Genomic DNA, 25,561 nt, shown 5'->3' with positions numbered 1-25,561 from the left:
AGTCCAGCGTAAGTTCGAAGCTGCGATAAAACAATTGAAATGATTTGATTGCAGCAATTACAAAACATCATGGATCTGAATCTAAGGGATATCCGTGCTTTCATCGCCGTCGCGCAGACAGGCAGTTTCACGCGGGCGGCAACGCGGCTGCATCTGTCGCAACCGGCGTTGACCGTACAGATCCGGCGGCTGGAAGAGACGGTCGGCGTACGGCTCTTCGATCGCAACAGCCGCAACGTTGCGCTGACGCCAACCGGGCGTGAGTTGCTGCCGCTGTTGCAGAAGTCGCTGCATGACATGGAGCATGTGCTGATCGATGCACGTGCGCTCGGCGACGGGTCGAGCGGCGTGGTGCGCATCGCCTGTCTGCCTACGTTCGCGGCGAGCGTGTTGCCGGAACTGATACAGCAGGTCAGGAAAGCGGTGCCGCGCGCCGGCTTTCATGTGCGCGACGTCGTCGCCAGCATGGTGGACACGCTGGTGCGCAATGAGGAAGTTGACATCGGTCTTACCGGCGGCGAATTCACGGATACGGCGTTTGAGGTTCTGCACACCGGCGTTGATCGCCTTGTCGCCGTTTTCCCGGAGCGTCACGCGCTCGCGCGGCGCAAGCGCATCGCGCTCGCGGACCTCGCCAGCGTGCCGCTTGTCCTGACCGCTCCGGGTACGAGCGTGCGAGCAGTTGTCGATGATGCGTTCGCCAACGCTGGTTGCACGCCCGAGATCGCCTGCGAGCCGACCTACATGATGACGGCCGTCGCGATGGTGCGTGCAGGACTGGGTGTGACGATCTTGCCGGCTTCGGCTCGCGAGGTCCGGGCGGAGCCGGAGTTGAAGGTCCGTCCTGTCGACGATCCTGCGTTTTTGCGCCCGATCGCGCTGATCAAAAAGCGTGGCAGGACGTTGCCGCCTGTCACCGAAACGTTCGTTGCGATGCTGGTCGACAGGCTCGCGGCGCGTTCACCGTCTTGATCAATCTCCCTCTGTTCTTCATTTACGTCGGTATAGGCGCGGCAATTCAATTGTTCCCTTCACTCAACCATGCGTCAGTCCCAAGCTGATTCGTGCAGGCCTGATTGGCAAGGTCGTCTATCGCCGAACGCACTACTCCATGCCTTGCACACGCGCACTGTCAGGGCACTCCGTGCTCGCTGTCCAACTTGAAAACGCCACAGTTTGGCGCTAGTGTGAGCCCTTCAGCCAGACAGTGGTCCCACACGGCCCCGATCGCGAATTCGCCACCGCCGAAGTGCGCCGGGAGTACAAAATGTGACGGGTTGACGTCGGGCGAACGTGTAGTTGGCCCCGGAGGCGAAACATGGCTCGACTGCTATCGGTGAACGTCGGACTTCCGCGCGACATAGCGTGGAAGGGCCGCACTGTGCACACCGGGATCTGGAAGACGCCCGTGCAAGGCCGTTGTCAGGCGAGGCGACTGAATCTGGAAGGCGACGGGCAAGGCGATCTGACCGGACACGGAGGCGAGCATCGAGCTGTCTTCGTCTACCAGATAGAATCGTATCGCTATTGGCAGGAGCGGTTGAGCAGGACCGACTTCGCCTACGGACAGTTCGGCGAGAACTTCACGATCGAGGGCATGCCTGACCTGGAGGTCTGCATAGGCGACCGCTATCGGATCGGAAGCGCAGTGTTCGAGGTCACTCAACCTCGTGTCACCTGCTATCGTGTCGGCATCCGGATGAATGAGCCCCGTATGCCGGCATTCCTGACGGGCAGCGGCCGGCCAGGGTTCTACTTTCGCGTCTTGCAGGAAGGCGAAGTGGGCGCTGGCGACGAGATCGTGAAGGTAGCAGAGGTCGAAGAGCCAATGACTATCGCCGAAATCAACGCCCTGTTGTATTCACCCGATCATTCGCGCTACCGGCTGGAGCGCGCGTTGCGAATAGACGCGCTTTCCCCCGGATGGCGCGGGTCGTTCGAAGCCTTGCTGCAGAGCTCCGTGAAAGGTGCGACGACGGGAAATGCCGGGCTTGCACCTGCAGCGGCTTCGCATCCTGTTACACCAGGCTTTCGACCGCTTAAGGTGACGGCGATCGAGCAGGAAGCCGTAGACGTCCTCTCACTGACATTCAGGAGCACAGACGCACAACCGCTGCAGAAGGCCCTACCCGGCCAATTCGTAGTGTTACGCCTCCAACCGGTCGATGGAGGGCCATCGCTTTTCCGCAGCTACTCGCTTTCGGGTTCGCTCTCGACTGAAAGCTATCGGATCAGCGTGAAGATCGAGCCGCATGGTGCGGCGGGAACCTACCTGCGGCAGCATGTCCGGCCAGGCGACGTGCTCGACGTCAGCGCTCCGCGCGGAAGTTTCGTTCTCAAGCCGGGAGACGGGCCCGTGGTGCTCCTTAGCGCGGGAATCGGCGCGACGCCCGTTCTGGCAATGCTGCACTCGCTGTCCGCGGCTCGGTCAACACGACAGGTCTTGTGGATGCATACGGCGCGCGACGGGCAACATCACCCGTTTGCCGCCGAAGCTCACCGTCTCATGCTCGCGCTGTGCCATGGCCGCAGCTATATCTGCTATAGCGCGCCAGACGCGCATGACCAGGTGGGTGAGAATTTCGACGCGACCGGTCATCTGTCGCACGCGGTGCTCAATGAGGCGGGCGTCTCCCGGGAGGCCGACATCTATCTCTGCGGACCGCCAAGCTTCATGGCGGATATGAAAGATGCGCTTGCGAACCTGGGTGTGGCACCGCAACAGGTTCACGCCGAAATCTTCAACGGGGGCGAGTCCTTGAATCCCGGCATCGTCAGCAGATCGACACGCGCTCCGCATCCGCCCAAAGACGAGGCGAATAGTGGGCCGCTGATATCTTTTTCCCGCAGTGGCATCGCCGCACGCTGGAATGCGTCAGCCTACGGGAGCATCCTGGAGTTGGCCGAGGCATGTGACGTTCCGGTCCGCTGGGCCTGCCGCACCGGTGTGTGTCACACATGCGAGAGCGGACTGATTTGCGGGCCCGTCGCGTACCAGCCTGATCCACTCGACCCACCTCTTAAGGGAAATGTCCTGATCTGCTGCGCCTCGCCGCGGGGTGACGTGGTAATCGACCTCTGAGCGGCGTCGCGAGTACGGGCAGAGGAGGCGCGGTCAGGATGCGGTCCATGCTCTCTTTGGACGCGCGTACTAAACTTGATCGTACTATCGACAAGCTCGTCGCGGTATTTCGCGGCCCAGGCAAGGAATGAGGCTCAATCGATGAGCCAAACGAAAATGTCCTTTTCCTCGCATCAGGCGACGTCACCGTTATTGCCATTTACACTAACTAGCGTTGTTCCCGACGGGGCCCGGTGCGCAATGGCGATCTGACAATGCACGTCTGCCTGCACTGCGATGGTTTTTTCGATGCGCTGTAGCGCTTTTGAGGAGAATCCGCATGCCCAAGGCACAGACCACCGAGGCCCTTAAAGCGTTCCTCGACACTTCGCGTTCCGGTTATGAATTGCTGGCCGATCCGTTGCTGAACAAGGGAACCGCGTTCACGGAAACCGAGCGCGACAGCTTCGATCTGCATGGACTCCTGCCTCCCAGCATCGGTACCCTTGAAGAGCAGGTGTCGCGGCGCCTGCAGGCTTTGCGCAGCTTCACGACCGATCTCGAGCGTTACGCCTTTCTGCGGGATCTGCAGGATACCAATGAGACGCTATTTTTCGCCCTGCTCGTACAGAACGTCGAAGAGTTGCTGCCCATTGTCTACACGCCCACGGTCGGGGCCGGCTGCCAGCAGTTCAGCCGCCTGTTCCGCAAGCCGCGCGGCCTGTTCCTGAGCTTGCCGCACAAGAAGCGGCTCCAGTCGATCCTCGCGCATCCCCGTTTCGACAAGGTCGAGGCCATCGTGGTGACGGATGGCGAACGGATTCTTGGCCTCGGAGACCAGGGCGCGGGCGGCATGGGCATTCCGATCGGCAAGCTAGCGCTCTACACGGGCTGCGGCGGACTCCACCCTGCAACGACCCTGCCGGTCATGCTCGATGTCGGAACCGACAACCCGGATTGCCTGAGCGATCCGCTATACATCGGTTGGCGTCACGAGCGTGTGCGTGGCGAGGAATACGATGACTTTATCGAGGCGTTCGTTAAAGCCGTCGTGAAGCGCTGGCCGCACGTTTTGCTGCAGTGGGAAGATTTCGCCAAGAACAACGCCACGCGCATGCTCGAACGCTATCGCGACCAGCTATGTACATTCAATGACGACGTGCAGGGCACCGCCGCGGTTGCGACCGGCACGCTGTTGTCGGCCATCAACGTCACCGGCGTGCCGCTCACCGAACAGCGCGTTGCCGTGATGGGCGCGGGCTCGGCCGGCTGCGGCATTGCGAGTCTCATCCGCAAGGCGATGACCGACGCCGGACTGCCGGACAGCGAAGCCGCCAGACGCTTTTTTATGGTCGATCGCGACGGGCTGCTGCTTGAAGGAATGGAGGGTATCGCGACGTTCCAGCAACCCTTCCTGCAGGAGAAGTCGCTCATCGGCAACTGGACGCTCGATCATCCGGACAGGGTCGCGCTGCTGGATGTCGTGCGCAATGCAAAGCCTACGATTCTGATCGGCGTTTCCGGACAGGCAGGCGCGTTCTCCGAGCCGGTGGTTCGTGCCATGACGCAGTACAACCCACGTCCCGTGATTTTCCCGCTGTCCAATCCCACCTCGCGCGCCGAGGCGACGCCTGCGGATCTGGAAACATGGAGCGAAGGCCGCGCCGTCATCGGCACAGGTAGTCCGTTTCCGCCACTTGAACGCAATGGCGCCAGGTTCAAAGTCGACCAGACCAACAACTCCTATATTTTCCCTGGCGTCGGGCTCGGCGCCCTTGCGGTCAAAGCCACGCGCGTGACCGACGCGATGTTCATGGCAGCCGCTCAAGCGCTAGCCTCGGCGTCGCCGGCGCGTGGCAACGCCGGCAAGAATCTGCTGCCGCCCGTGACAGCCCTGCGTGAAGTCGCCGTGTCGGTCGCCCTCGCTGTGGCACTCCAGGCGCACAGGGACGGTTTGACCGCCGGTGTGAGCACCGAACAGATAGAAGGTCTGATTCGCGGCAAAGTCTGGACACCGCATTATGTGCCCTATCAGCGAATCAAAAGTAGCGCGATATAAGCCGGTTAAAAAAAGTGGAGTACTTCCTTGCTCGACACCATTCTCAATGGGCTGTTGCCGGTTGCATTCGTCATCATGCTCGGCTGGCTCTCGGCGCGCATAGGCTTGTTGAAACACGATGATGCCGACGTACTCGCGACCCTGGTGGTCCGGTTTGCGCTCCCTTTTGCACTGTTTGAAGGCGCGGTCAAGACCTCGCCGGACAAGCTGCACAACGTAGGATTTGCGCTGTGCCTGACACTCGGTCTGATGGGCACCTATGTGATTGCGCTGGGCGTCGGGCGCTTTGTGTTCAGGCATGACCTGCGCACCGCCACCATGCAGGCACTCGTGTGCGCTTTCCCCGACATGGCTTATTTCGGCGCCCCGATCCTTGCGGCTGTGTTCGGGCCGGAGGGATTTCTGGCCGTCCTCGTGGGTAACCTCATCACCAGCATCTTTATGCTGCCGCTGACCATCGTCCTGACCGGACCGGGTGAGAAAAATGAGCCGGGAAAGGGTCGGCCGGATGTGTTGCGGGTGTTTGGACAAAGTATTGCGCGGGCGGTCATCCATCCCATTGTCTGGCTGCCGATCGGCGGCATGGTGCTGAGCTTCTGCCACGTCACGCTGCCCGGACCGGTGCTGACCTCCGTCGACCTGATCGCAAAGGCCGCCGGCGGTACATCGCTGTTCGCGCTCGGACTGATACTGTATGGCGAGCACCTTCTGATCAACGCCAACGTCCTGGTGAATCTGGGTCTGAAGAATTTCCTGCAACCGGCTTTGATGGCACTCGGCGCTGTACTGTTCGGCGTAGTGGGCGCACCCGCGCACCAGGCCGTCATCACGGGGGCCGTGCCGACTGCGACCGCCGCCGCCATGTTCGCGCTGAAGAGCAATACGTATACGCGCGATGCCACGGCGACCATTCTGGTCAGTACGATACTCGGCGTTATCACCGAAGGACTGCTGATCGCGTACTTCTTCTGATGATCCTGACGTTGCCGATGTCTCACCCTATTCGTTCGCGACGTCTGGCATGACCTGTCCCATCTCCATCGCCTGACTGGCTGGCACGTCCTGAATGCCGATGACAATCTGGTCATCGGGCGCTCCCGTCGCGGTCTGAAACAGTTTCCAAAGACGCTGTATCAATTCCCGCTTATATTCAGGTGGCCGCCCGGCCCGCATCAAAAGTGTGAGCGCGGCGGTTGCCGCGGGTTCTCCGGCGGTGAACCCGCTGCCCGGCGCATAGTCCTGAAACACGACATGTACCCAATTTTTCGGCACGCCCGCATATTCGGAATGCAGGGTCGTCAGTTCCATCGCGAGCCTGAACTTAGCCTCGCTGCCAAGTACGCCATCCTGAGTGACCAAGGTGTAGAGCGGCATTGAAGCGACTCCTGTACGGACGTTTCGAGGGCATTCGCGTTGACGGTAGCCCACATAAGCTGGCCCCTTGCCAGGTCAAGGGGCGGCCAGGCGATCATCCAACGTAGTTCTTCAGAATGCGCAGATCCGTCACGGAGTACGCCATGCCAAGCCGATAACCGCGGCCGACGCGCACTGGCGCAATCAGGTGCATATCCTCACCGTCGACCTCGGGAATCTTCAGTTCCGCCGATCCGGTCCAGACATCCACGATCGCGAGATTGTCCGTGAGCGACATGGTGAGTTCATCGACCGGCGGCTTCTCCTGAAGGCCTGCCGCGAGTTGAGGAAAGTAACGGCGCATCGTAGTAGGCCGATTGAAAACCGTCGTCGGGTCGACGACAGATTCCTCGAGCTGGATCCGGGCGGTTGCCAGCCGCTCGCCGTGCGCGGACACGCTCGCACCGAAACGGCTTCCTTTGGCAAGCGGCGCAGCGGCCAGACTGGGTGCGGAAAAACTGCGGGTCTGATAGACACTGGCGAGTTTCTTCGGAAATCCCTGCGCCCATCCGCGGGCGATGGCGGCATCGTTGTCGACGAAGATGTATGGGCAGTAGTTGACCGGCATACCCTCGAAGATCGCCTCCACCAGAACGAAGGCCTCGCGATATTGATATCGGGCGGGGTCGGTCAATTCGTCATTGGAACCCGTGAACTGCCAGTCCAGAAACCAGAAGAAGGCGCGCCCTCCTGATTTCTCATCCACCGTGAGGCCTGGCGGGAGGAGCGCCGCGATCGCCTTCTGGTCGGCCCAGTACTCTATGGCGAGACAGTCGCTGGAATAGTGCCACGGCGGAAGCGTCGCCAGTGCGGACTTTCCTTGCGGCGTAACGGGAACTGAAAATGCTTTCGACATTTCGTTTCGTCCTCGATTGAGGCGACCAGAAGTCGCTGTTCATGGGGCCCTGGCGTTTGGGGGAACCGCCACACGCATCATCTGACGCCGACCTCTCAAGGGCACATGTTGGCCGGATGCCCTGCGCCTTCAGTGCGTCGCCATGATCAATTATTGTCGAACGTGTTGTTACGTCCTATCCCCCGATCGGGGGTTGAATGTGTCTGTTCGACTACGCGAAATAACTGATCCCCGAGGCGATCATTAGCAGGTTCACCGCGCGAGCGAAATGACTGTCTGACAGCCGCCTGTAAAGCGTCATGCCAACAGCAGTTCCAAGTAGCGCTGCAGGTATGCAGAGCAAGTCTGCCGGCTCGAACCCAACCTTGCCGGCGGAATGTCGCAACAGACTGATCGTTGCGAGGGCGGCTACCTGCATGATCAGAATGAACGGCCGGAACATGGCGCGCTGGCGCTCCTTGCTCCATCCCTTGAAGCCGCACCAGATGGTGACAAATGCGCCGGGAAACCCGGCGGCACCGCCGGTGATTCCCCCAAGAAGTCCGGCGAGGATATCGAAGGCCACGTGCTTACGACGGGTAACCAACGGCTTACGGACAAGCATGTAACAGCCATAAGCGACAAGAAACACGCCAGGCACATGGGTGTAAACATGGCGATCCAGCTTCAACAATATGGTGATGCCAACCGGCAGGCCGAATGCGCCGCCAATCAGGAACGGAGCAAGTTCTCGCCAGCGGATTTCTCGTCGCAGTGAGCACACCATCTCAGGCGGCTGTTTGCACTCGCAAATCAATCATTGAATTCGCCGCCTACGACCTCGCGACGCTGATGTGAGCGCACGTAGGCGCCACGAGCCGGCTGTTTTTTAAGTCTTGCGAACTGGGGTGTCATCGTCAGGAACGATCTGCATGCGCTCGATCGCGGTGTCGACAAGTTGTTCGGCGTCGCTGACTCCTTCGGCCAACTTGGCCAGCCCACCGAGGCGTCCGTCGATCAGCAACAGCGCAAGCCCATGAACGTATGCCCACGCGGCAGTCATCGCGACTGCCAGCGCCGCGTCCGGCCGCGCTGGCGCCGCCGCGTCTTCTTGCGTTTGCGCCGGATTGTCGTCGAACACGCCGGCCAGCGCGCGCATCGCAACCTGCCGCGCCTCGAGCAGCGACGGCCGTGTCTGATCGAGCAGCTCGTTGCGCGACATCAGCCGGAACAGATCGGAGTGGTCGACCGCGAAGCTCACGTAGCCACGCGCGACCGCCTTGCGCTGCGCCCTGCCCGGTTCGCTGCCAGCTGCATGCCGGGCCATCGTTGCGGCAAGCCGCCGATGGCCGGTCGCGGCCAGTTCGCTCAGCACGCCGGCCATGTCGCCGAAGTGGTGCTGCGGCGCCGTGTGCGACACGCCGGCCTCGCGCGCAATCGCCCTCAACGTCAGACCGCGTAGTCCGTCTCGCCGCAATACCGACTCCGCGGCCTGCAGCAGCGCCTCGGGTAACGCGCCGTGGTGGTACGGCTTGTCCCGTGCCGGAGCATTCGCGTGATCATGCGCCTTTGATGCTGCCGCGCTCCTGCGGCGTGCTGACACTTCGGTCATAACGGTTACTCTGCTCCGATAGATTTTTACAATGAAAAGATATGTTGACCGAATTGGTCAACGAAGTCAAAATCTTTCCATTGGAAACATATCAGGACGACGACGCCATGGACCTGCTTGCCCGGCCACTTTCATACCACTCGAATCATCCCCCGCTCGATTTCGAGGCGGACTACGGGCCGTTGCCCGTGCGAGGCGCGATACCCGCTGGGCTGGAAGGCGCGCTGGTGCGCAATGGCCCCAATCCTCTCCATCCCGATGCTGCGCAGCACTGGTTTGCCGGGCACGGGATGGTGCATCGCTTCGAATTCGCGAATGGCGACGTGACGTACCGCAACCGCTGGGTGCGCACGCAACGATGGCGCGCGGAGCAGGCAGGCGCCGCCGCGCCGGTCCGCGGGCTGGGCGCTAAAGCGCCGGCAGGCCTCGCGTTCGACGACGGTGTCGCCAACACGAATGTGCTGATGCACGGCGGGCGGCTGCTCGCGCTGGAAGAAGCTCATCCTCCAGTCGAGCTCGATGCGGCGACGCTGGATACGCGCGGTCAGGTCGATTTCGGTGGTGTCTCGCAGGGCGCGTTCACCGCGCATCCAAAGCTCGATCCGCGTACCGGGGAGCTGCTGTTTTTCAGCTACGGCGGACCGCATGGACTCGGCACGGAAATCACCGCCGGCAGCATCGACGCGAACGGCCAGATGACGCGCATGTGCCGCTTCGATGCGCCTTACGCAAGCATGATCCACGACTTCGCGTTCACATCGCGTCATCTGCTGTTTCCGGTGACACCGCTGACCGCGAGCGAAGCGCGCGCGCAGGCGGGCGGTCCCGCCTACGCGTGGGAACCGGAGTTCGGCACGTTCGTCGGCCTGATGCGTCGCGACGAAAGCGGCGAGATCGAATGGTGGCAAGGTCCTGTGTGCTTCGTCTTTCACGTGATGAACGCATGGGAGCATGACGATTGCATTCACATGGACGTAATGCAGTTCGATGCGCCGCCGAATTTCCCGTGTGCGGATGGCCGCACAATCGGGAACGTCGGTCATGCGCGTCTATGCCGCTGGACGTTCGATCTGCGCCGGCCGGAGCGCATCGTGACAAGCGAGGTGATCGGCGATGCGACGGGCGAGTTTCCCCGCATCGACGAGCGCTTTGCCGGCGCGCCGTACCGTCATGCCTGGCTTGCCGGCCACGCTGAAGAAGGCGACGGTCTCTTCACGCGGATCGTGCATATCGACCACGATCGCCGCACAGAAAAGGACGTCTACGCGCTCGGCGATCACGACGCGACATCGGAGCCGGTATTCGTGCAGCGAGCGGCCGGGTCGGAAGAAGGTGACGGCTGGATTCTCGCGGTGGTATTTCGCGGTGCGCAGATGCGCAGCGATCTACTGGTTTTCGATGCGCTGCATGTTTCGGCAGGGCCGCTCGCAACGGTCGAGATTCCTCACCGCGTGCCGAACGGTTTTCATGGTAACTGGATCGCGGCGCGTGAACTCGCGCTCGCGCGTGGATGACTGGACACACTGGAGCTCAAGATGAATCTTCTTCTGGCGTTTGCCCCTTTTTTTGCGTTCGTTGTGATCGAACGCCTGGCTGGTGTACCGGCGGGACTGGCAGCCGGCGCGATCGTCGCGGCCGCGCTTCAGGTGCGCGATCTGCTGACGCCCGGGCGCCGCATCAAGCTGCTCGAGACCGGCACTTTCCTGCTGTTCGGCGTGCTGACGGTCTATGCGCTCACGAACGATGTGCAATGGTCAATCGCCGCGGTGCGACTGCGCGTCGATGCGGGGCTGATGCTGATCGTGCTGGCGTCGATCGCTTTGCGCCAGCCGTTCACGCTGCAGTACGCTCGCGAGACCGTCAGCCGCGAGCATTGGGACAGCCCGGACTTCGTGCATATCAACTATGTGATCAGCGCAGCGTGGGCCGTCGCCTTCGGTGTGCTCGTGCTGGCCGATATCGTGATGGCTTATGTGCCGGCCCTGCCGCATTCCACGGGCGTCATCGCGACGGTCGCGGCACTGATCGCGGCGGTGAAGTTTACGTCGTGGTATCCGGAGCAGCGGGTGGCAAAGCGACTTTGACAACGAGCTCGATTTCCACCGCCACACCGGCCGGCAGTTCGGCAACCCCAACTGTCGTTCTGGCATGGCGGCCGCGTTCACCCCATAGGTCACGCAGCAATGTCGATGCCCCGTCGGTCACGCGTGGCAGAAGCGGAAAATATGGGCCGCATTTGACGTAGCCATTCATTTTCACTATGTCGGTCACGCGGTCCAGCGAACCAAGATGATGCCTGAGTGAAGAAAGACAGCCGAGTAGCGCTTCTCTCGCGGCGAGACGCGCCTGTTCGAGATCGTGATCATCACCCACACTGCCCACAAACCGGAACATGCCTTTATCGAAAGGCGCATGTCCGGAAACAAAAGCGATATCGCCCAGCAGCTTAACCGCAACGAATTCGTGGGTGGGCGCCAGATCCGGGAGTGTAAGCCCGTGTTCGCGCAAACGCGCGTCGATGCTGTCCATCGCTACCTCCTTAAGAATGAGCAGAATGCAAGGCCGTGACAAGATCGGCGATAAGATCCGCCGGATGCTCAAGGCCGATCGATAGCCGTAACAGGTCGTCGAAAATCCCTGTGTCCGTTCCGTGGGTCAGCGAGGTGGCCTGGTGTTGAATCAGACTTTCGGTTTCGCCAAAGCTCGTTGCGTTCGTAAAGACCTTCACCGCACCGGCAATCTTCAGTGCGGCGATGCGGCCGCCCTTAGGCCGGATTGATACGATTCCGCCATAGCCCCCGGATAGCTGGCTTGTCGCAAGATCATGCCCGGGGTGACCAGGAAGCCCGGGGTAGTAAACCTTTTCGACGAGCTCGTGTTCGCTGAAGAATTTCGCGATCTGCATCGCGTTACTCGCGTGAGTCTGGACACGGCAACTCAGGGTTTTCAACCCCCTGTGAATCAGCCAGCAATCGAACGGTGCCGGGACCGCGCCCTCTAGCGACTGGATCTGCCGCAACTGTTCGATCAACCCTTCGCTCCGGGCATTTCCTATGACAATGCCTCCCAGAACATCTCCATGTCCGCCGATGTATTTCGTGGACGCGTGCAACACAAGATCCACGCCCTGCGAAAGCGGCTGCTGTAATACCGGCGTGACGAACGTGTTATCGACTACGCAGAGCGCAGCGGCGTCGCGCGCGAGATTGGCAACCGCGTTGATATCGGTCACTTTCAGCAAAGGATTGGACAGTGTCTCCACCCAGATCAATCGGGTGTTGGTCGTGATCGCCTCTGCGACAGATCGGAGATCGGTCATGTCAACCGTGCCGTACGAGATTCCCCACCTGGGCATCAGGTCGCGCAGAATCCGGATGCTTCCCTGGAACGCATCGTCAGGGACAAGAACATGGTCACCGGGTTTCAACAGGCGCAACACCGCCGTGATTGCCGCACAACCCGATGCGAACGCCACGGCTTGCGTGCCTCCTTCCAGACTCGCGAAGCACGCTTCGAGGGTGTCCCGGTTCGGATTGCCCTTGCTCGAATAGTAATTGCCACTGGGATAGCGCCCGTCGGGTTCGCGTTGATACGTGACAGAAAGTGTGATCGGCTTTGCGACCGCACCCGATGCGGCGTCCGGGACGTGTCCGCCGTGCACCGCTAACGTTTCAAATCGCATCTTCTCTCCTGGTTTAAAAGGTAGCGATGTTTTCGATAAGACTGGCTATATCGAGGCAGCGCGCGTCATTCGACCTGGCTGCAATCACCTGAACGTTGACAGGCAACCCATCAACGATCGCGAACGGAAGACTCACGACCGGTACACCAGCCAGACTGAATGGGGCCAGCAATGGCAACAGCGCGTCGCGCAGCAGGACCGTGCCAGCTTCGATCTCGACAGTGGTCGTGCCGCGTTTCGGAGCGGCAACCGGCGAGGCCGGCACGAGCAGAACGTCGAGCCCTGACATGAAGCCCCGGTGAATAGCGCTCGCGCTCGCACGCCGCTCCTCGCGCGCAGCGAGGAATTGATGGGCACGCACGTCTCGTCCATATTCGAGCGCCGTTCGCACCTTTGCGGAAAAATTCTGAGGTTCGCGAGCTAAAGCTTCTTCATGAATACGGTAAGCCTCGGGCCAACAAGCGTTGGCCTGCATACCCGCGATATTTTCCGGCATGCGCAAGCTCACACGGCGGACCTCTGCCCCACGCTCCTCAAGTCGCCTCTGCAGCGACTCAAAGGCCAGTCTCACGTCACGACACAACCGGCCGTCCAGGAAATCGACGGGAATGCCAATTCGAACGTCGGTCAGTGAGCGCAGGCCATCACGCGCGAATTTACTGTCAGCCAGGACTTCGTACAAACGACGCGCGTTGTGGACGTTCCGGGCAATCGGACCGCCATGGTCGCAACTCGGGGACAGCGCAAGCGCGCCATCCAGCGGCACCCATCCGAAGGATGGCTTGAAGCCAACCACACCGCAGAAACTTGCTGGCAGCCGGATCGAACCCGCCGTATCCGTGGCAAGCGAAGCCACTCCTATCCCGGTGGCAACCGCCACCGCCGAACCGCTGGAAGATCCTCCCGCCATACGGGTCGGGTCATGAGGATTGAGTACGTCACCGGTCCACTCGTTTTCCCCGGTGAGGCCGAGCGCTACCTCGTGCATGTTGGTTTTGCCCAGCAGCACTGCGCCGGCTGCACGAAGACGTTTTACGGCCGTGGCTTCCGGTCCGCACTGCAGGCCGATCGTCGCTTTGGTGCCCGCTTTCGTCGGCATACCGGAGACCGCATAGAGGTCTTTGATCGTGACTGGAATGCCATGTAGTGGACCTCGCCGACTTCCTTGACGAGCTTCCCTGTCACATGCCTCTGCCTCCCTGTACGCGCCCTCCAGATCCAGGTACGCCATAGAATTCAGTTCAGCGTACGTCGAGGCATTGGCGATCGCTTCCTCAAGCATCGCTGTAGCCAGGGGCGCAGGTGCGCCATCCCCGGATATCAACAGTTCGTCATGGTCTGTATTGTGCTCATCGACGAGCGTGGATCTGGATATTTTCATAAGTCTCCTGGTCTGAATTCTGCCCTGTCCGACGCGAGACATCGATCCCGCTCCTCCGAACCTCACAATCCGTAAAACCGGACAGGTCTGGCGCTTTGCCACACAAGATATTTACGTCAGATTGTGGCTCGACTCGCCATATTCAGATATGCGCTTGATAGCTGGCGCCCTGTACGTATGGCGCACAGCACGCTCCCCGGCGCTGTGGAGGCGATAACCGCGCTGGAGTCATGGCGCCCGCGAGTACAGGGCCGCATTCGGCCCCATGCCAGCACGTTTCTACTCATTGACGCGCCTCCCAGCATTTGGTTAAGTAGAGCTTACGAGAGCAATATATCGGTGCCCCTGGCATCGAATCGCATTGCTTACCAAAGCGTCTTTTTTGTTGAGTCGAAGAACATCGGCTACGCATGGATGCCGATGTTCTTCGAGGAGAAGTGTGGCATGACAACAGTACTAACTGACGGCGACAAGCCCGTCTGGATCCTGCAGGGAAGTTTCGGCCGGGCAACGGTGAATTTCATTAGCCGTCCGCTTGTGGCTCACGCGCATTCTCAATACCAGTTTCTCTTCAAACTCGGCGGAAGCGATTGCGCGTTCCGGATCGGCGCGCAGGACTGCACGCTGAGTTCCGAACGTGCGATCTGCCTGAACCCATGGGTCGAACACGCGAAAGGCGGCAGCGACGACCAGCCGTCGCTGATACTCTCGCTGGTCATCGAGGCGCCATGGCTGCGCACAAGGTTGCAGCTTGGCGAAAACGGCACGGCGAACATCTTTCCGGAGCCGCTGGTCGTGGTAACACCCGACGTCCATCACCACGTCGAACGCATTGCCGCTGCGATCACCAATCACCTGGTGGCTCAGGACGACGGCTGCATGAGCATTCTCGAAGACCTGGTCACCGCGCTCGGGCGTGACTTCGCGGACCCGGCGCTGACAGCAGCCATCACACCGTCGGGCCGACCTGTGGACTTCCGGATTCACAAAGCACTCAGTTTCATTAAACACACTTCGCTCGCCAATCCAACGGTGGCTCATGTTGCGGCTCAGGTTGGACTCTCCCGTTCGCGCTTCTTCGAGCAGTTCAGGCGCTGCATGGGCGTGTCTCCGCAACACTACATTGACTGGGTTCGCATGTCGCACGCAATCCAGTTGCTGGGCACGAGCGACAAACCGCTGTCTGACATTGCGGCGCAACTCGGCTTTGAAGAGCATAGCCACTTCACACGCTTCTTCTCGCAGCATATGGGCGTTCCGCCCAGTGAGTTCCGTAGACATTCGGTCGTGCTTAACAAGCACGCCGGCTAATCATTCAGATCAACGTGTCGCCACCGCGATTCGACGCGGCATAGCCTGCAACCGCGTCGGTCGTAACATATCGAGGCGTGCGGCGCCCCTCCAGCCACAGCCCGAATAGCGTAACGATCGCCGCGGCGGCGGGCACAATGGCGGTGAGCAGGATCTCGCGAGCCGGCCAACCCAACGACAGCAAAGCGCCGCCGATAGCGGGTCCGATGAACGATCCGATACGCCCGATCGCAAGCCCCCAGCCAACCCCTGTCGCCCGCATTTCGGGTGGATAGAACGTGACCGCCAGCGCCGTCTGACCCATGATGCCGTTGACGAGACCGCCGCCGATCACCCCAATGAACAGCAGTACGAGGCCTTGCGACACGGCGATCTGACTGAGACCGGCCGTGCAGGCAATCACCAGCACGGCGCCCACCGTCAGCGCCGATTTCACGCGAACCTTGCCGGCGAGCGTCATCGCGGTGACGGCCACGGTCATCAGGATATTGCCACTCAGACCGCCGACGCTGAAAGCCGCCATCCCGACCGGTGCGCGGTCCGCTGAAAAGCCGAACGACGGTAGCAGTGTGGGAACCCAGAACAGCAGCGCATACACGTCCATGAAGATCAGGAACGAGAATAGCCAGAGCAGGCATGTGTATCTGGCAATCCCATTTTGGAACAGCGCCTTCAGTGACTGCGCCTGCCGTTTCTCCTCGTTTTCCAGATGGATGGCCGAAGCGCCCGGCAGAACACGGAAAAATAGCGAAACCAGCATGAACGGGAGTGCCCCGCCCACGACGAAAATGGCTTGCCAGCCGAAGTGGCGCATGAGCGGGCCACCGATAGTCCCGCCGATCACTGCGCCCACTGACATGCCGGTTGTGACGAGCAGCGAGGCGGCGACCTTGTGCCTGGCCCCAATCAGGTTCGCCGATGCCGTGATTGCAATGGGCAGTGCCGCTCCGAGTCCGATCGCCGCAACGAGGCGCATGAGCGAAAGGCTTACGATGTCCGGCGCGAACGCTGTCAGCAGCGTGCCGCCGCCGAACAGCACAACGCTCGCCACGCCGATCGCGCGATGCCCAAAGCGGCGGGCGAGCGGCCCGACAATCACGAAACCCACTGCCGCGCCGACATTCGTCGATACGAAAACAGGCGTGAACAACGCCGGCGCCTGCCGCCACTCGAGCGCGAGCCGGGGAACCACAAAAGAAATCGACGTGGTGTTGAAGCCGTCGAGCACGATCACCAGAAAACATATGAGCAGCACAAACAGATGGCTACGCGGGATGACCCCGTGCAGCGCCCTTGCCGAGGACAGCGCGTGGTCATACGTCTTCATCAACTTCTCCTTGCCACTCAGGCACGTGCCAACCGTACGCATACGACGCGTGCGATCCGCACGTGCAATTACGTGACGTCGTAGCTTAGGTCTAACTGCGCGTGAATGTCGCGATACGCTGCTGCATTGCCGTGGTGAAGATGTTCTTGGGCAACATGCAGTGAATGCCCTTCGGCGGGACGGTCGCGTAGACCGTTCCGGTCTGGTTCGCGTATTGCGTGACGCGGAAACTCCCCGCGACGCTGAAGATGCCGTAGCAGTCTTCGGGCGCAATGCCGGTTGCCGCGGAGAGCCACCCGATCATCTGCCGCAGACATGCCACCAGCGAGTTATCGAGCGTGTCGGCAAAGCCGAAGCCAATCCAGTGGTCCGGCGTTTCCGCCATCGGAACATTCAGTGCCGCGCGCTTGTGCAACACATATTGAATGCGCATTTCCTCGAAGGCCGTCTCGATCGAGGTCTGATCGACATTGCCTTCGCCTGACGCACCCATCGAGCCGCCCGTCCAGACGCGCCCACCGGCAACCTGCACCGGCAGGAAGATCGACGTGCCGATCCCGAGCACGGCGCAATCCAGATTGCCGCCGTAATTGCCGGCCAGATTCGCGCTGACCGGCTTGTCGCCCGGCGGCTGCGTGCCGATATACGCCTGAAATGGCTTCAATGGAATGTTGACGCCCGGCACATACGCGGCCGCGGTGCGCTCACTGTCGAACTTCAGATAACGCAGATAGGGCTTGAAATCATGCGGCAACGCGCCGACCCCAGGGGGCGCCGAATTCCAGCCCCAGTCGATCGGGCGCATGCTCAGCATCCGGCATTCGATCAGGTCGCCCGCCTCGGCGCCCTCCACCACGACCGGGCCAATCAGCGAGAACGCGCCATTCGGATACTTCTTGCGGATCGGCTCGCGCTCCTTGAACGTCATGCCGTACTTCGCTTCATTGCCCCAGTTGGTCCACGTACCGTCGTACCACACCGTGTCGCCTGATCTGACGGCAGCGGCGACCGGCGTATCGGGCTCCATCTGACCTACACGCACGGTTTCTTCCGAAGGCACGAGCCGCACGAGCGCGCCGTCCGGCGATGCCAGCCCGCCGGCCTGTCCGCGCGCTGCCGTGCCTTGCGCGCGCACTGCGAGCGGCAAGCCGAGCGTGCCGGCGGCCAGCGCGCCGAAGCCGAGCTTGAGCATCGTGCGACGGCAATGAGCGGTGGCGTCCAGCGTCGCCGCGCCACTTTCCTGCGCGGCGCCCTCCCTGATGATGGATTGCATATTGTGCTGTGTCTCGTGTTTCATCTGTATTCCTGATTTATCGTGGATGCGCCGACCCGGTTCATCGGGTGGTCGATGCGCCAATCGCTTCGATCGCGCCCCTGACCATCTGTTCGTCTATGTCCGAAGGCGCCCCGCTCGCGCCCAGCGCGCCGAGCAGGTGCCCACCGGAAAAGATCGGCAGCACGCCGCGCCCGGGCAGGAACGGCGCGTAATAACCGGCGCCCGACACATTGCTGTACTCCGAAGGGTCGTCCTTGAAGCGCTGCTCCAGCGTCGCCCCTGACTGGCCGCCGAGCGCGACCGATGCGAAGGCCTTGCCGCGGGCGAAGTCGACGCTTGCGAACGGCGCACCGTCCATGCGGGCCGCCGCGATCAGATGACCGCCAGGATCGACTATCGCGAAGCTCAACGCGAGATGGTGCGACTTCGCATTCGTGGTCGCGATGTCGAGCAGTCTCGTCGCCGCAGCGAAACTCAACGAGTAAGTCTCAACCGTCGGAGAAACAGATAGCGTCGACGCTGCTACGTCGGCCACGCTTGCGGCATGCACGGCGTATCCGGCACACAACATCGCGATGGCAAGGCACCTTGCCAATCGATGTGGAAAGAGTGATTTCAGAGCAGTCTCCAAGCTATTTTTGCGCGCCACGCGGCCCGCGCTTGAGCTGCGTTGAGCGCCGCACTTAATTCAGACGGCGGCCACCGTCGACGACAATGGTCACGCCCGTGCTGAACGTCAGATGCGTTGCGCACGCCTCGATTGCCGAAGCCACCTCGTCTGGGGTGCCGATCCGGCGTAGCGGCGTCGTCGTCGCCACTTTGTCATTGAAGTCGGCGCCGCGCCCAGGCACAAAAGTGGTATCGACCACACCCGGAGAAACGTTCAATACCCGAATGTGCGGCGCCAGCGCCCGGCCCAACGAAGCGGCCATCACGTCAAGCCCCGCTTTGGCGGCGCAATAGGCAATATTGCTGCCCTGGCCCGTGCTCCCCGCGATAGACGAGACGTTGATCACCAGTCCGTCGCCGCTCGCGTCGAGCAGCGCACGAAAAGCACGGATCGCCGCAAACTGTGCCCGCCAGTTCACGGCAAATATCTGATCGATCAGCTCGTCTGTCAGTGCATCGAGATTCGCATGCGGCACCGGCTGCGTGATGCCGGCCGTATTCACGAGCACGTCCGCGCGCCCGTATTCGGCCTGTACTTTCAAGGCAAGATTGTTAAGCGCGCCGCTGTCGGTGATCGAAACCGCCGCGGCGAGATGGCCGTCCCCTGGCAGCGAGTCGACAACCCGTTGCGCCTTCTGCAAATCAGCGTGGCTGGTCACGACAATGCGCGCGCCCAGGTCCGCCAGCCGCTTGGCCGTCGCGCTGCCGATACCGCCGGAACCACCAAGGATGACGCAAACCTTCCCTTCCAGAGACTGTGCCATGTCAACGCCTACGCAAGAATGGAATACCGACGGTCGCGCCGTCTGGGCGAAGCCGTAACAGCAGGGGTAGTTGAATCCTCAAGAATGTTATCGTTTCCCTGACAGTACGCCAGACAATCACTTTCGAAATTCGGACAAAATCGGGAAGCATCCGTCTCCAAAGCTTGCGCCACGAGCGTCGCAGAGCTCGCGCCCGCCCGATCGCGGCGCGCGTTTGATTACTGGGCGCCCTCTTCTTCCAGCACGATTCGGTTATCGACCGACTGCACCTGCGGCACCCGCTTCGCGGCATCTCCCGCAAGCTGGATCTGTGAGCTATCCGGCACCGTTCCCACCAACGAAACCACACCGCCTTTAACCAGTACGGCAATATTGCTGGAAGACAAACCCTTTGTCGCGTAAAGCGCGTGGCGAACTGCTTTCGACAATTGCCGGTTCTGCGCGCGGATCGCAGATTTGCTGGTGCTGCCGGTAGGTTCTGGCGTATTGGCGTCGCTGGCGCTCTGAGCGAAAACCAGATTCGTGCTGAGTAATACTACGAGGCCGCATGTCACGGTAAAGGTGGAAAGTCGCATCATATTTCCCCGAAGGCGTTGATCGCTAAACAGTGGTTCGCAGTAAACCTGCGCAAGACAACGGCACAGGCTGCGCATGAAATAGTGATAGAGATTCTGATCTCACACCACTTGAATCTTGTTAAAGAAATGTGATCTTTTTCATTGATCCACCTGGTTCTACAAGGCTCACATCTTCACACTTCGCCTGCTCAAAAGAAGTGAATCATGCCGGTCACGATCGAGCGTTGATTGATGCCTGGGCTGGCTGGCGACGTGCTTGAGATACCGAGCGTACCTAGCGCGTTGTTTCTGGACAGCCCCGCCTCCGTGTACAGATCCGTCGACTTCGACAGCAAGTAGTGAACGCCCAGTTTGAAGAATGCACCGTTGCGCTCGCTGTTCACCCGGTCGGCCAGATACGTATAGTCCGAAACAAGCCGGAACGCTGGAGTGATATCGTACCGGCCACCGACCGAATAGTAGTCCTGGCTGCTGCCGGTGGCAGGATCCTGGAAGTTCTGGAAATTCAGACTCACCTTGAACTGGCTGCCCGTATAGGCGAGGAATAGAGTGTAGGCTCTCGCCACCGTGTGATCGGTCACGCCGGTCGGGTCATTGCCGGAGATATAACCGGCGCTCGCCGATACCGGCCCCAGCGCGTAGTACAGCGCTGCCGACACCTCCCGCTGGTTCTGGAAGTCGCCCGCGGTCCCGCCAAAGCTGTTCAACACGCTAGCGCTCAGGCCGTAGATGGTCGGTGTCTGATACTTGACCGAATTGTTGGCCCACGTATATTGAAAGCCGTTGAAGCCAGTGCGAGTCTGAAAGACCGTGTTTGCCACTGAGCCGAAGTTCTCAAAGCCGCTTGCATCCGTGCGGTAGAGTACTTCGACAAATGGGGTGTAGTGGCGGCCAAACGAGAGCGTTCCGAATTTATCCTGTTTCAATCCCACCCATGCGCCACGGTCGAACAGGAAACTGCCCGCCGTGATTGGCTGGCCCGAGTTGGTACTCTTCCCGGCACCCGGCAGGAAACCCGACTCAAGTCTGAACAGTGTCTGCATCCCGCCGCCCAGATCCTCTGCCCCCGAGAAAATTAACCGGCTGACAACCAGATTCGCCTGGCCGTATGCCCACTGATTTTTGTCACTGGGCCCCGCGCCATTTGTGAAGCTGATGCCGCCGTCGATGATACCGCTCAAGGTAACACTCGATTGCGCATGAGCCTCGCCCATCACGAGAGAAGCGGCTAAAACAGCAATAATTCTCTTGTTCATTCATGGTCTCCATTGTTCTGCCAATCTCACAGTCGCACGACTGCTTCGATTCGCAATGCTAATCATCATGATTCGGATATCGGCCGTTGTGATTTTTTCACCGGGTCGACCGTGGACCTATGACACGCGCTGAATCCCGACCTAAGAACTCGATAGCTGCATCGGAGAACGCCGCTAACGCGCGTAGCGCATCAGGAAATCCCGCAGCGCTGGATTGACCAGCTCGGCGTGTGTCAGGTTGGGGGTATGCCCCGCTTTGTCGACGAGGACGAAGCCCTTGCAGTTTGGCAAACTGGCGGCGATCGATTCTCCGCATTGCGGACTGATGGCGATATCGTCGCTGCCGTGAAAGACGATGCTCGAATGCGTGATTTCGTGAAGTCGGGACGTAATATCATCCCTTGAAATCAGGGCATTCACTGGATGCTCGAAATGCTCGGAACCCAGCCGCATCCATTTTTCGATCCATACGGGCGTCGCCTCATAGCCATCGCCGAGCAGGAACGCTGATAGATCCTGAGCCACATGAGTGGCACCGTTGCGGGCCCACTCCCCTCTAAGATTCTCGAACGATTGCTGAACGGCCTCGGAGTCGATATCGCTTCGCGTCGATATCAGCGCGAGTGCCCGAAAGCGATCGGGGTCGAGCAGCGCGGCCCGCATCGACAGAAAGCCGCCTTGCGACATGCCGACAAGCGATGCCGAGCCGATCTCCAGGTGGTCGAGCAGCGCAATCAGATCCCTTGCCGAGTCCCAATAGCTAAACGCACTGGTAGTCGGACCTGTTGCGCCAAACCCTCGTTGATCCCAGACAATGCACCGGAACGTATTGCTGAGGTCGGCGATGTTCGGCTCAAACATCGCCCCGTCCATCAGAAAGCCATGGCTGAACACCACCACTGGCGCTTCCGCTGGACCCGACTCGTCGTATGCAAAGCGGATGCCTTCGCGCTCAAAATACCGCATGTGTCTCCTCCTGATGTAGCTGACCGGTTGCCGCATGGCCGCCGCCGATTCCGGCGTGACCTCCTACTGCGCGTGCTCTTATCGTGTAACTCACTATACGGACGATGTCGGAAGGAGACCTGACCAAAATGAGCACCGACTTGTCAGATCGTCCGAATATTTATGGCTTAAGCGCTGCCACGTACGCGGAAACGGCAGCAATCTCGTCGTCGCTCAGCAGTGGAACGATCAGACTCATCAGCTTCCCTTTGCCGCCACGCTCTCCGCTCTTCCATGCGTGGAGCTGCGTGTTGACATACTCCTGATGCTGGCCGGTGATGCGCGGGAAGTCAGGCTCGATACCGCCTCCCGTCGCCCGATGACATGAAATGCACGCTGGCGCACCGCTCGCTCCGCCGTGCGTATAGACAAGCTTGCCCGCATCGACGAGCGCCGCGTTTGAAGCCGCACCTTGCGCAGGCTTTTGCGCTGCATAGAAAGCCGCGAGTGCCTTCATCTCGTCCGGCGAGAGGTCTTTCACCATCGCCTGCATGATTTCGTTGTGCCGCAACGGCGGCACACCTGGGCCGCCCTTGAACTGCGTGAGTTGCTTGTACAGGTACTCCGGATACTGGCCTGCCAGGCGCGGATAGGTGCCGACCGTGCTGTTTCCGTCGACGCCGTGACAGGCCGCGCAGCGCTGTGTCGTGAGTTCTCCGACCCGAGCCGTCAGATCGGCGGCGCGGGCGCTCACCAGGGCGCACAGAAGGGCCCCGGCGACCAGCACGGCCCGTGCTGCCGGGCCTGCCACGCCTCGTTCGAATGCGGTTGTAGCCATGGGCGTGTCTCCTCGCACTGGGTGATGTGAAGCCGGTTCGCGTCCTCGCCGCCGCACCGCGTGACTGGGCGAAACCTGAACTGAACGGCAACAGCGTCGTATTGTTAAAGCGCGCCGACGGTGTAGGTCGTGTCGGTAGCCACCGGGTTGCGTAGCACGCCGAGTCCATCGATCTCGACCTCGACACAGTCGCCAGGTCGCATGTGAACGAGGCCGGGCGTCGGAAACGGTCCATATTGACGGCTGAGATCTTGGCCTTCCTTGTCGGCGGGTTGCGGCTTCAGCGCGCCGGGCGTGCCCATTGCGATGAAATCGCCCGGCCGCAAGCGGTAACCCTGGCTCAGATAGCTGACCACTTTCGCCACATCCAGCAGCATGTCGTCCAGCGGTGCACGCTGGCGCACGACACCGTTGACGCGCGTGAGGACCGAGTGCGCCGCGGGGTCGCCAAACTCATCGGTCGTCATCAACCATGGCCCATAGGAGCCGGACGCCTCAAAATTCTTGCCGAGACCGAACTGGCGATTGTGCATCTGATACTCACGCACCGATCCTTCATTAATGCACGTGTAACCCGCCACATGCTCCATCGCCCGCGCCTCAGGGATAAAGCGGCCAGGCTTGCCGATCACGACGCCCAGTTCGCCTTCATAGTCGAACGCACGCGCAATCGCTTCCGGCGGCGCGACGATCGGCTCGTCCGCGCCCACATACGAGGCGGCCGTGCGCATGAACAGGTGGGGATACACCATCGAGGTTTGTAGCCCCGTCTCCGCGATATGGCTCTTGAAGTTCAGCGCAAGTGCCCACATCGCATTCGGCCGGTCGAGGAACGGTTTGAGCGTGACGTCGGCCAACAGACGGTCTCCCTCGCGGCCTCTGACTGCTTGCTGGAGGCGTGCCATGCCATCCTCATGCTCGAGAATCGCAATCAGGCTACCGGGCAGGTCCGGAGCGATGTCGGCGACGGCGAGAAAGTGCGTTGGGCTCGTGACAACGCCCAGCGCGATACGGCCAGCTTCGGCGTAAGCGATGATTTTCATGATCTAGGTCTATCCGTGAAGTAAAAACAAGGCATTGAAGTTTGAGTGGGCGAGCCTGTGTGCAGATGGGCGCATCAGGGCCACGCCTGCAGTGCCCGCCCTGCTCCCGCTGGCAGCAAGCCAACAGGCATCGCACGGCGGCAGATGGCTTAGTGCTCTGCCACCGCGTGACTGCCAAAATCTCGTGTGCGTCTGCGACCGGCCACCGCCAGCGCACCGAGCACAAGAAGCGCGGCCGCTGCGGGCAGCACCGCGATGAGGACGATCTCGCGCGCGGGCCACCCGATCGACAGCAGCGCACCGCCAATCGCCGGCCCCACGAAAGATCCAACGCGTCCGACCGCATGCCCCCAGCCCACACCAGTCGCGCGTATTTCAGTGGGATAGAAGGTAACCGCCAGTGCCGTCTGGCCCATGATGCCGTTGACGAGCCCCGCCCCGATCACGGCGATGAGCAGCAGCGCAACGCCAGGCGCCACGGCAATCTGGCTCAGCACGCCGATGCTCAGGATCATGAGCACACCCCCAAACGTCAGCGCCGATTTCAGTCGAAGCTTGCCGGCCATCGTCATCATCGCCACTGCTACCGTCATCAGGATGTTGCCGCCCAGTCCACCGATGCTGAATGCGGCCATGCCAACCGACGCATGATCCGGCGCAAAGCCGAAGGTGGGCAGAAGCGTCGGCAGCCAGAACAGCAGCGCGTAGACATCCGTAAAGATCAGGAATGAAAATGTCCATAGCAGACAGGTATGGAGGCCGAGCCCGTCCTTGAACAGCACCTTGAACGGGTTGGCTGTCCGCACGGCCGTGCCGCCGGCGGCCGCGTCGGTCCCAGCCGGCAGAGCCCTGAAAAACGCCGGCACCAGGGCAAACGGCAGCACGCCGCCCACGACGAAGATGGACTGCCAGCCGAACCCGCTCATGAGCGAGCCGCCCGTGACTCCACCAATCACCGCGCCCACCGACATGCCGGTCGTCACCAACAGGGACGCCGCCACTTTGTGCTTCGAACCGATGATGCTGGCCGATGCGGTAATCGCGATCGGCAGCGCACCGCCCAGGCCAATCGCGGCGATCAGGCGCAGCGCGGACAGGCTGGCGATGTCAGCCGCGAACATCGTCGCCAGGGTGCTCCCGCCGAACAGGACGACGCTCGCGAGCCCGATGAGGCGGTTGCCGAACCGCTGCGCAAGCGGCCCACTGATCATGAAGCCGATTGCCGCACCGATATTCGTCGCCACGAACACCGGTGTGAAGCGGGCGGGCGCGAGGCCCCAATCACCCGCGAGCTTCGGCACGACAAACGAAATCGACGTAGTGTTGAAGCCGTCAAGCACAATCACCAGAAAACACACCAGCAGGGCCCACAACCAGCGGGAACCTTGCTGCGGCCCGGGGTCGCCAGCGGTCACGGCTTGCCTGTCTTTCGCATCCATCAAATCATCTCCTTGCAACACGCTTGCGCAGCACACGTCCCGCGCTGCGCTATCGGCAGCGCGCCAGAATCT

General features: G+C 61.1%; 24 protein-coding genes. 7 read left to right on the top strand and 17 right to left on the bottom strand.

Going from position 1 to position 25,561, the window contains the following annotated elements:
- Window positions 1–69 precede the first annotated feature (69 nt).
- From PQR27_RS09895 to PQR27_RS09880, 4 genes are all read left to right on the top strand, one after another.
- Window positions 70–972, top strand: a complete 903-nt coding sequence (locus PQR27_RS09895) for a LysR family transcriptional regulator (protein ID WP_408523480.1) — start codon at window positions 70–72, stop codon at window positions 970–972.
- 346 nt (window positions 973–1,318) lie between these two features.
- Window positions 1,319–3,082, top strand: a complete 1,764-nt coding sequence (locus PQR27_RS09890; RefSeq protein WP_408523479.1) for an MOSC domain-containing protein — start codon at window positions 1,319–1,321, stop codon at window positions 3,080–3,082.
- 319 nt (window positions 3,083–3,401) lie between these two features.
- Window positions 3,402–5,120 carry an NAD-dependent malic enzyme gene (locus PQR27_RS09885; RefSeq protein WP_408523478.1) on the top strand — a complete coding sequence of 573 codons (1,719 nt, stop codon included), beginning with the start codon at window positions 3,402–3,404 and terminating at the stop codon, window positions 5,118–5,120.
- Between the two features lie 27 nt (window positions 5,121–5,147).
- Entirely contained in the window at window positions 5,148–6,092 is a 945-nt protein-coding gene (locus tag PQR27_RS09880) for an AEC family transporter (protein ID WP_408523477.1), read from the top strand.
- A 27-nt stretch (window positions 6,093–6,119) separates the two neighbouring features.
- Here the strand turns inward: PQR27_RS09880 and PQR27_RS09875 are convergent, their stop codons facing one another.
- The 4 genes from PQR27_RS09875 to PQR27_RS09860 form a co-directional block, all read right to left on the bottom strand.
- Window positions 6,120–6,494 carry a tautomerase family protein gene (locus tag PQR27_RS09875; protein WP_408523476.1) on the bottom strand — a complete coding sequence of 125 codons (375 nt, stop codon included), beginning with the start codon at window positions 6,492–6,494 and terminating at the stop codon, window positions 6,120–6,122.
- Window positions 6,495–6,588: 94 nt separating this feature from the next.
- On the bottom strand, window positions 6,589–7,389 hold the full coding sequence (locus PQR27_RS09870; RefSeq protein ID WP_408523475.1) for an acetoacetate decarboxylase family protein: 801 nt from the start codon (window positions 7,387–7,389) through the stop codon (window positions 6,589–6,591).
- 211 nt (window positions 7,390–7,600) lie between these two features.
- Window positions 7,601–8,155 carry a sulfite exporter TauE/SafE family protein gene (locus PQR27_RS09865; protein WP_408523474.1) on the bottom strand — a complete coding sequence of 185 codons (555 nt, stop codon included), beginning with the start codon at window positions 8,153–8,155 and terminating at the stop codon, window positions 7,601–7,603.
- Window positions 8,156–8,257: 102 nt separating this feature from the next.
- Window positions 8,258–8,980: a TetR/AcrR family transcriptional regulator gene (locus tag PQR27_RS09860; protein ID WP_408523473.1), complete on the bottom strand. Its 723-nt coding sequence runs from the start codon at window positions 8,978–8,980 to the stop codon at window positions 8,258–8,260.
- Window positions 8,981–9,021: 41 nt separating this feature from the next.
- Here PQR27_RS09860 and PQR27_RS09855 point away from each other — a divergent pair, with 41 nt between their 5' ends.
- Together PQR27_RS09855 and PQR27_RS09850 are read left to right on the top strand one after the other, a co-directional pair.
- Window positions 9,022–10,494 carry a carotenoid oxygenase family protein gene (locus PQR27_RS09855; protein ID WP_408523472.1) on the top strand — a complete coding sequence of 491 codons (1,473 nt, stop codon included), beginning with the start codon at window positions 9,022–9,024 and terminating at the stop codon, window positions 10,492–10,494.
- Window positions 10,495–10,515: 21 nt separating this feature from the next.
- Window positions 10,516–11,064: a DUF3159 domain-containing protein gene (locus PQR27_RS09850; protein WP_408523471.1), complete on the top strand. Its 549-nt coding sequence runs from the start codon at window positions 10,516–10,518 to the stop codon at window positions 11,062–11,064.
- On the opposite strand, the gene PQR27_RS09845 is transcribed toward PQR27_RS09850, so the two are convergent.
- The 3 genes from PQR27_RS09845 to PQR27_RS09835 are packed head-to-tail and all read right to left on the bottom strand — an operon-like array spanning window position 11,021 to window position 14,043.
- Window positions 11,021–11,509 carry a RidA family protein gene (locus PQR27_RS09845; protein ID WP_408523470.1) on the bottom strand — a complete coding sequence of 163 codons (489 nt, stop codon included), beginning with the start codon at window positions 11,507–11,509 and terminating at the stop codon, window positions 11,021–11,023. The two genes, PQR27_RS09850 and PQR27_RS09845, sit on opposite strands and share 44 nt — an antisense overlap.
- Before the next feature lie 10 nt (window positions 11,510–11,519).
- Window positions 11,520–12,662 (bottom strand): trans-sulfuration enzyme family protein, encoded by a 1,143-nt coding sequence (locus tag PQR27_RS09840; RefSeq protein WP_408523469.1) that lies wholly within the window; start codon window positions 12,660–12,662, stop codon window positions 11,520–11,522.
- Window positions 12,663–12,675: 13 nt separating this feature from the next.
- Window positions 12,676–14,043, bottom strand: coding sequence for an amidase (locus PQR27_RS09835; RefSeq protein WP_408523468.1), 1,368 nt, complete (start codon window positions 14,041–14,043; stop codon window positions 12,676–12,678).
- A 444-nt stretch (window positions 14,044–14,487) separates the two neighbouring features.
- On the opposite strand from PQR27_RS09835, the gene PQR27_RS09830 reads away from it, so the two are divergent.
- Window positions 14,488–15,354: a helix-turn-helix domain-containing protein gene (locus tag PQR27_RS09830; RefSeq protein WP_408523467.1), complete on the top strand. Its 867-nt coding sequence runs from the start codon at window positions 14,488–14,490 to the stop codon at window positions 15,352–15,354.
- 4 nt (window positions 15,355–15,358) lie between these two features.
- Here PQR27_RS09830 and PQR27_RS09825 read toward each other — a convergent pair whose 3' ends face one another.
- The 10 genes from PQR27_RS09825 to PQR27_RS09780 form a co-directional block, all read right to left on the bottom strand.
- Window positions 15,359–16,681 (bottom strand): MFS transporter, encoded by a 1,323-nt coding sequence (locus tag PQR27_RS09825; RefSeq protein ID WP_408523466.1) that lies wholly within the window; start codon window positions 16,679–16,681, stop codon window positions 15,359–15,361.
- Between the two features lie 91 nt (window positions 16,682–16,772).
- Window positions 16,773–17,978 carry an acetamidase/formamidase family protein gene (locus tag PQR27_RS09820; protein ID WP_408523465.1) on the bottom strand — a complete coding sequence of 402 codons (1,206 nt, stop codon included), beginning with the start codon at window positions 17,976–17,978 and terminating at the stop codon, window positions 16,773–16,775.
- A 37-nt stretch (window positions 17,979–18,015) separates the two neighbouring features.
- Window positions 18,016–18,507: a GlcG/HbpS family heme-binding protein gene (locus tag PQR27_RS09815; protein WP_408523464.1), complete on the bottom strand. Its 492-nt coding sequence runs from the start codon at window positions 18,505–18,507 to the stop codon at window positions 18,016–18,018.
- Window positions 18,508–18,640: 133 nt separating this feature from the next.
- A complete protein-coding gene (locus PQR27_RS09810; protein WP_408523463.1) occupies window positions 18,641–19,390 on the bottom strand; it encodes an SDR family NAD(P)-dependent oxidoreductase in 750 nt (249 codons plus the stop codon).
- 218 nt (window positions 19,391–19,608) lie between these two features.
- The gene (locus tag PQR27_RS09805) at window positions 19,609–20,043 is read right to left on the bottom strand and encodes a BON domain-containing protein (protein WP_408523462.1); all 435 of its coding nucleotides are present in this window, start codon (window positions 20,041–20,043) and stop codon (window positions 19,609–19,611) included.
- Window positions 20,044–20,156: 113 nt separating this feature from the next.
- The gene (locus tag PQR27_RS09800; RefSeq protein WP_408523461.1) at window positions 20,157–21,224 is read right to left on the bottom strand and encodes a porin; all 1,068 of its coding nucleotides are present in this window, start codon (window positions 21,222–21,224) and stop codon (window positions 20,157–20,159) included.
- Between the two features lie 174 nt (window positions 21,225–21,398).
- Complete coding sequence (locus tag PQR27_RS09795) at window positions 21,399–22,190, bottom strand: alpha/beta fold hydrolase (protein ID WP_408523460.1); 792 nt, start codon at window positions 22,188–22,190, stop codon at window positions 21,399–21,401.
- A gap of 160 nt (window positions 22,191–22,350) precedes the next feature.
- On the bottom strand, window positions 22,351–23,007 hold the full coding sequence (locus tag PQR27_RS09790) for a c-type cytochrome (RefSeq protein WP_408523459.1): 657 nt from the start codon (window positions 23,005–23,007) through the stop codon (window positions 22,351–22,353).
- 104 nt (window positions 23,008–23,111) lie between these two features.
- Complete coding sequence (locus tag PQR27_RS09785; protein ID WP_408523458.1) at window positions 23,112–24,050, bottom strand: fumarylacetoacetate hydrolase family protein; 939 nt, start codon at window positions 24,048–24,050, stop codon at window positions 23,112–23,114.
- Between the two features lie 149 nt (window positions 24,051–24,199).
- Window positions 24,200–25,489: an MFS transporter gene (locus PQR27_RS09780; protein ID WP_408523457.1), complete on the bottom strand. Its 1,290-nt coding sequence runs from the start codon at window positions 25,487–25,489 to the stop codon at window positions 24,200–24,202.
- Between the last annotated feature and the right edge of the window lie 72 nt (window positions 25,490–25,561).

This window comes from Paraburkholderia fungorum (genome assembly GCF_046027215.1).
GTDB classification, from domain to species: Bacteria; Pseudomonadota; Gammaproteobacteria; order Burkholderiales; family Burkholderiaceae; genus Paraburkholderia; species Paraburkholderia fungorum_D.
Note: the sequence above shows the minus strand (reverse complement) of the source record. Positions and strands in the feature narration are given on the sequence as shown.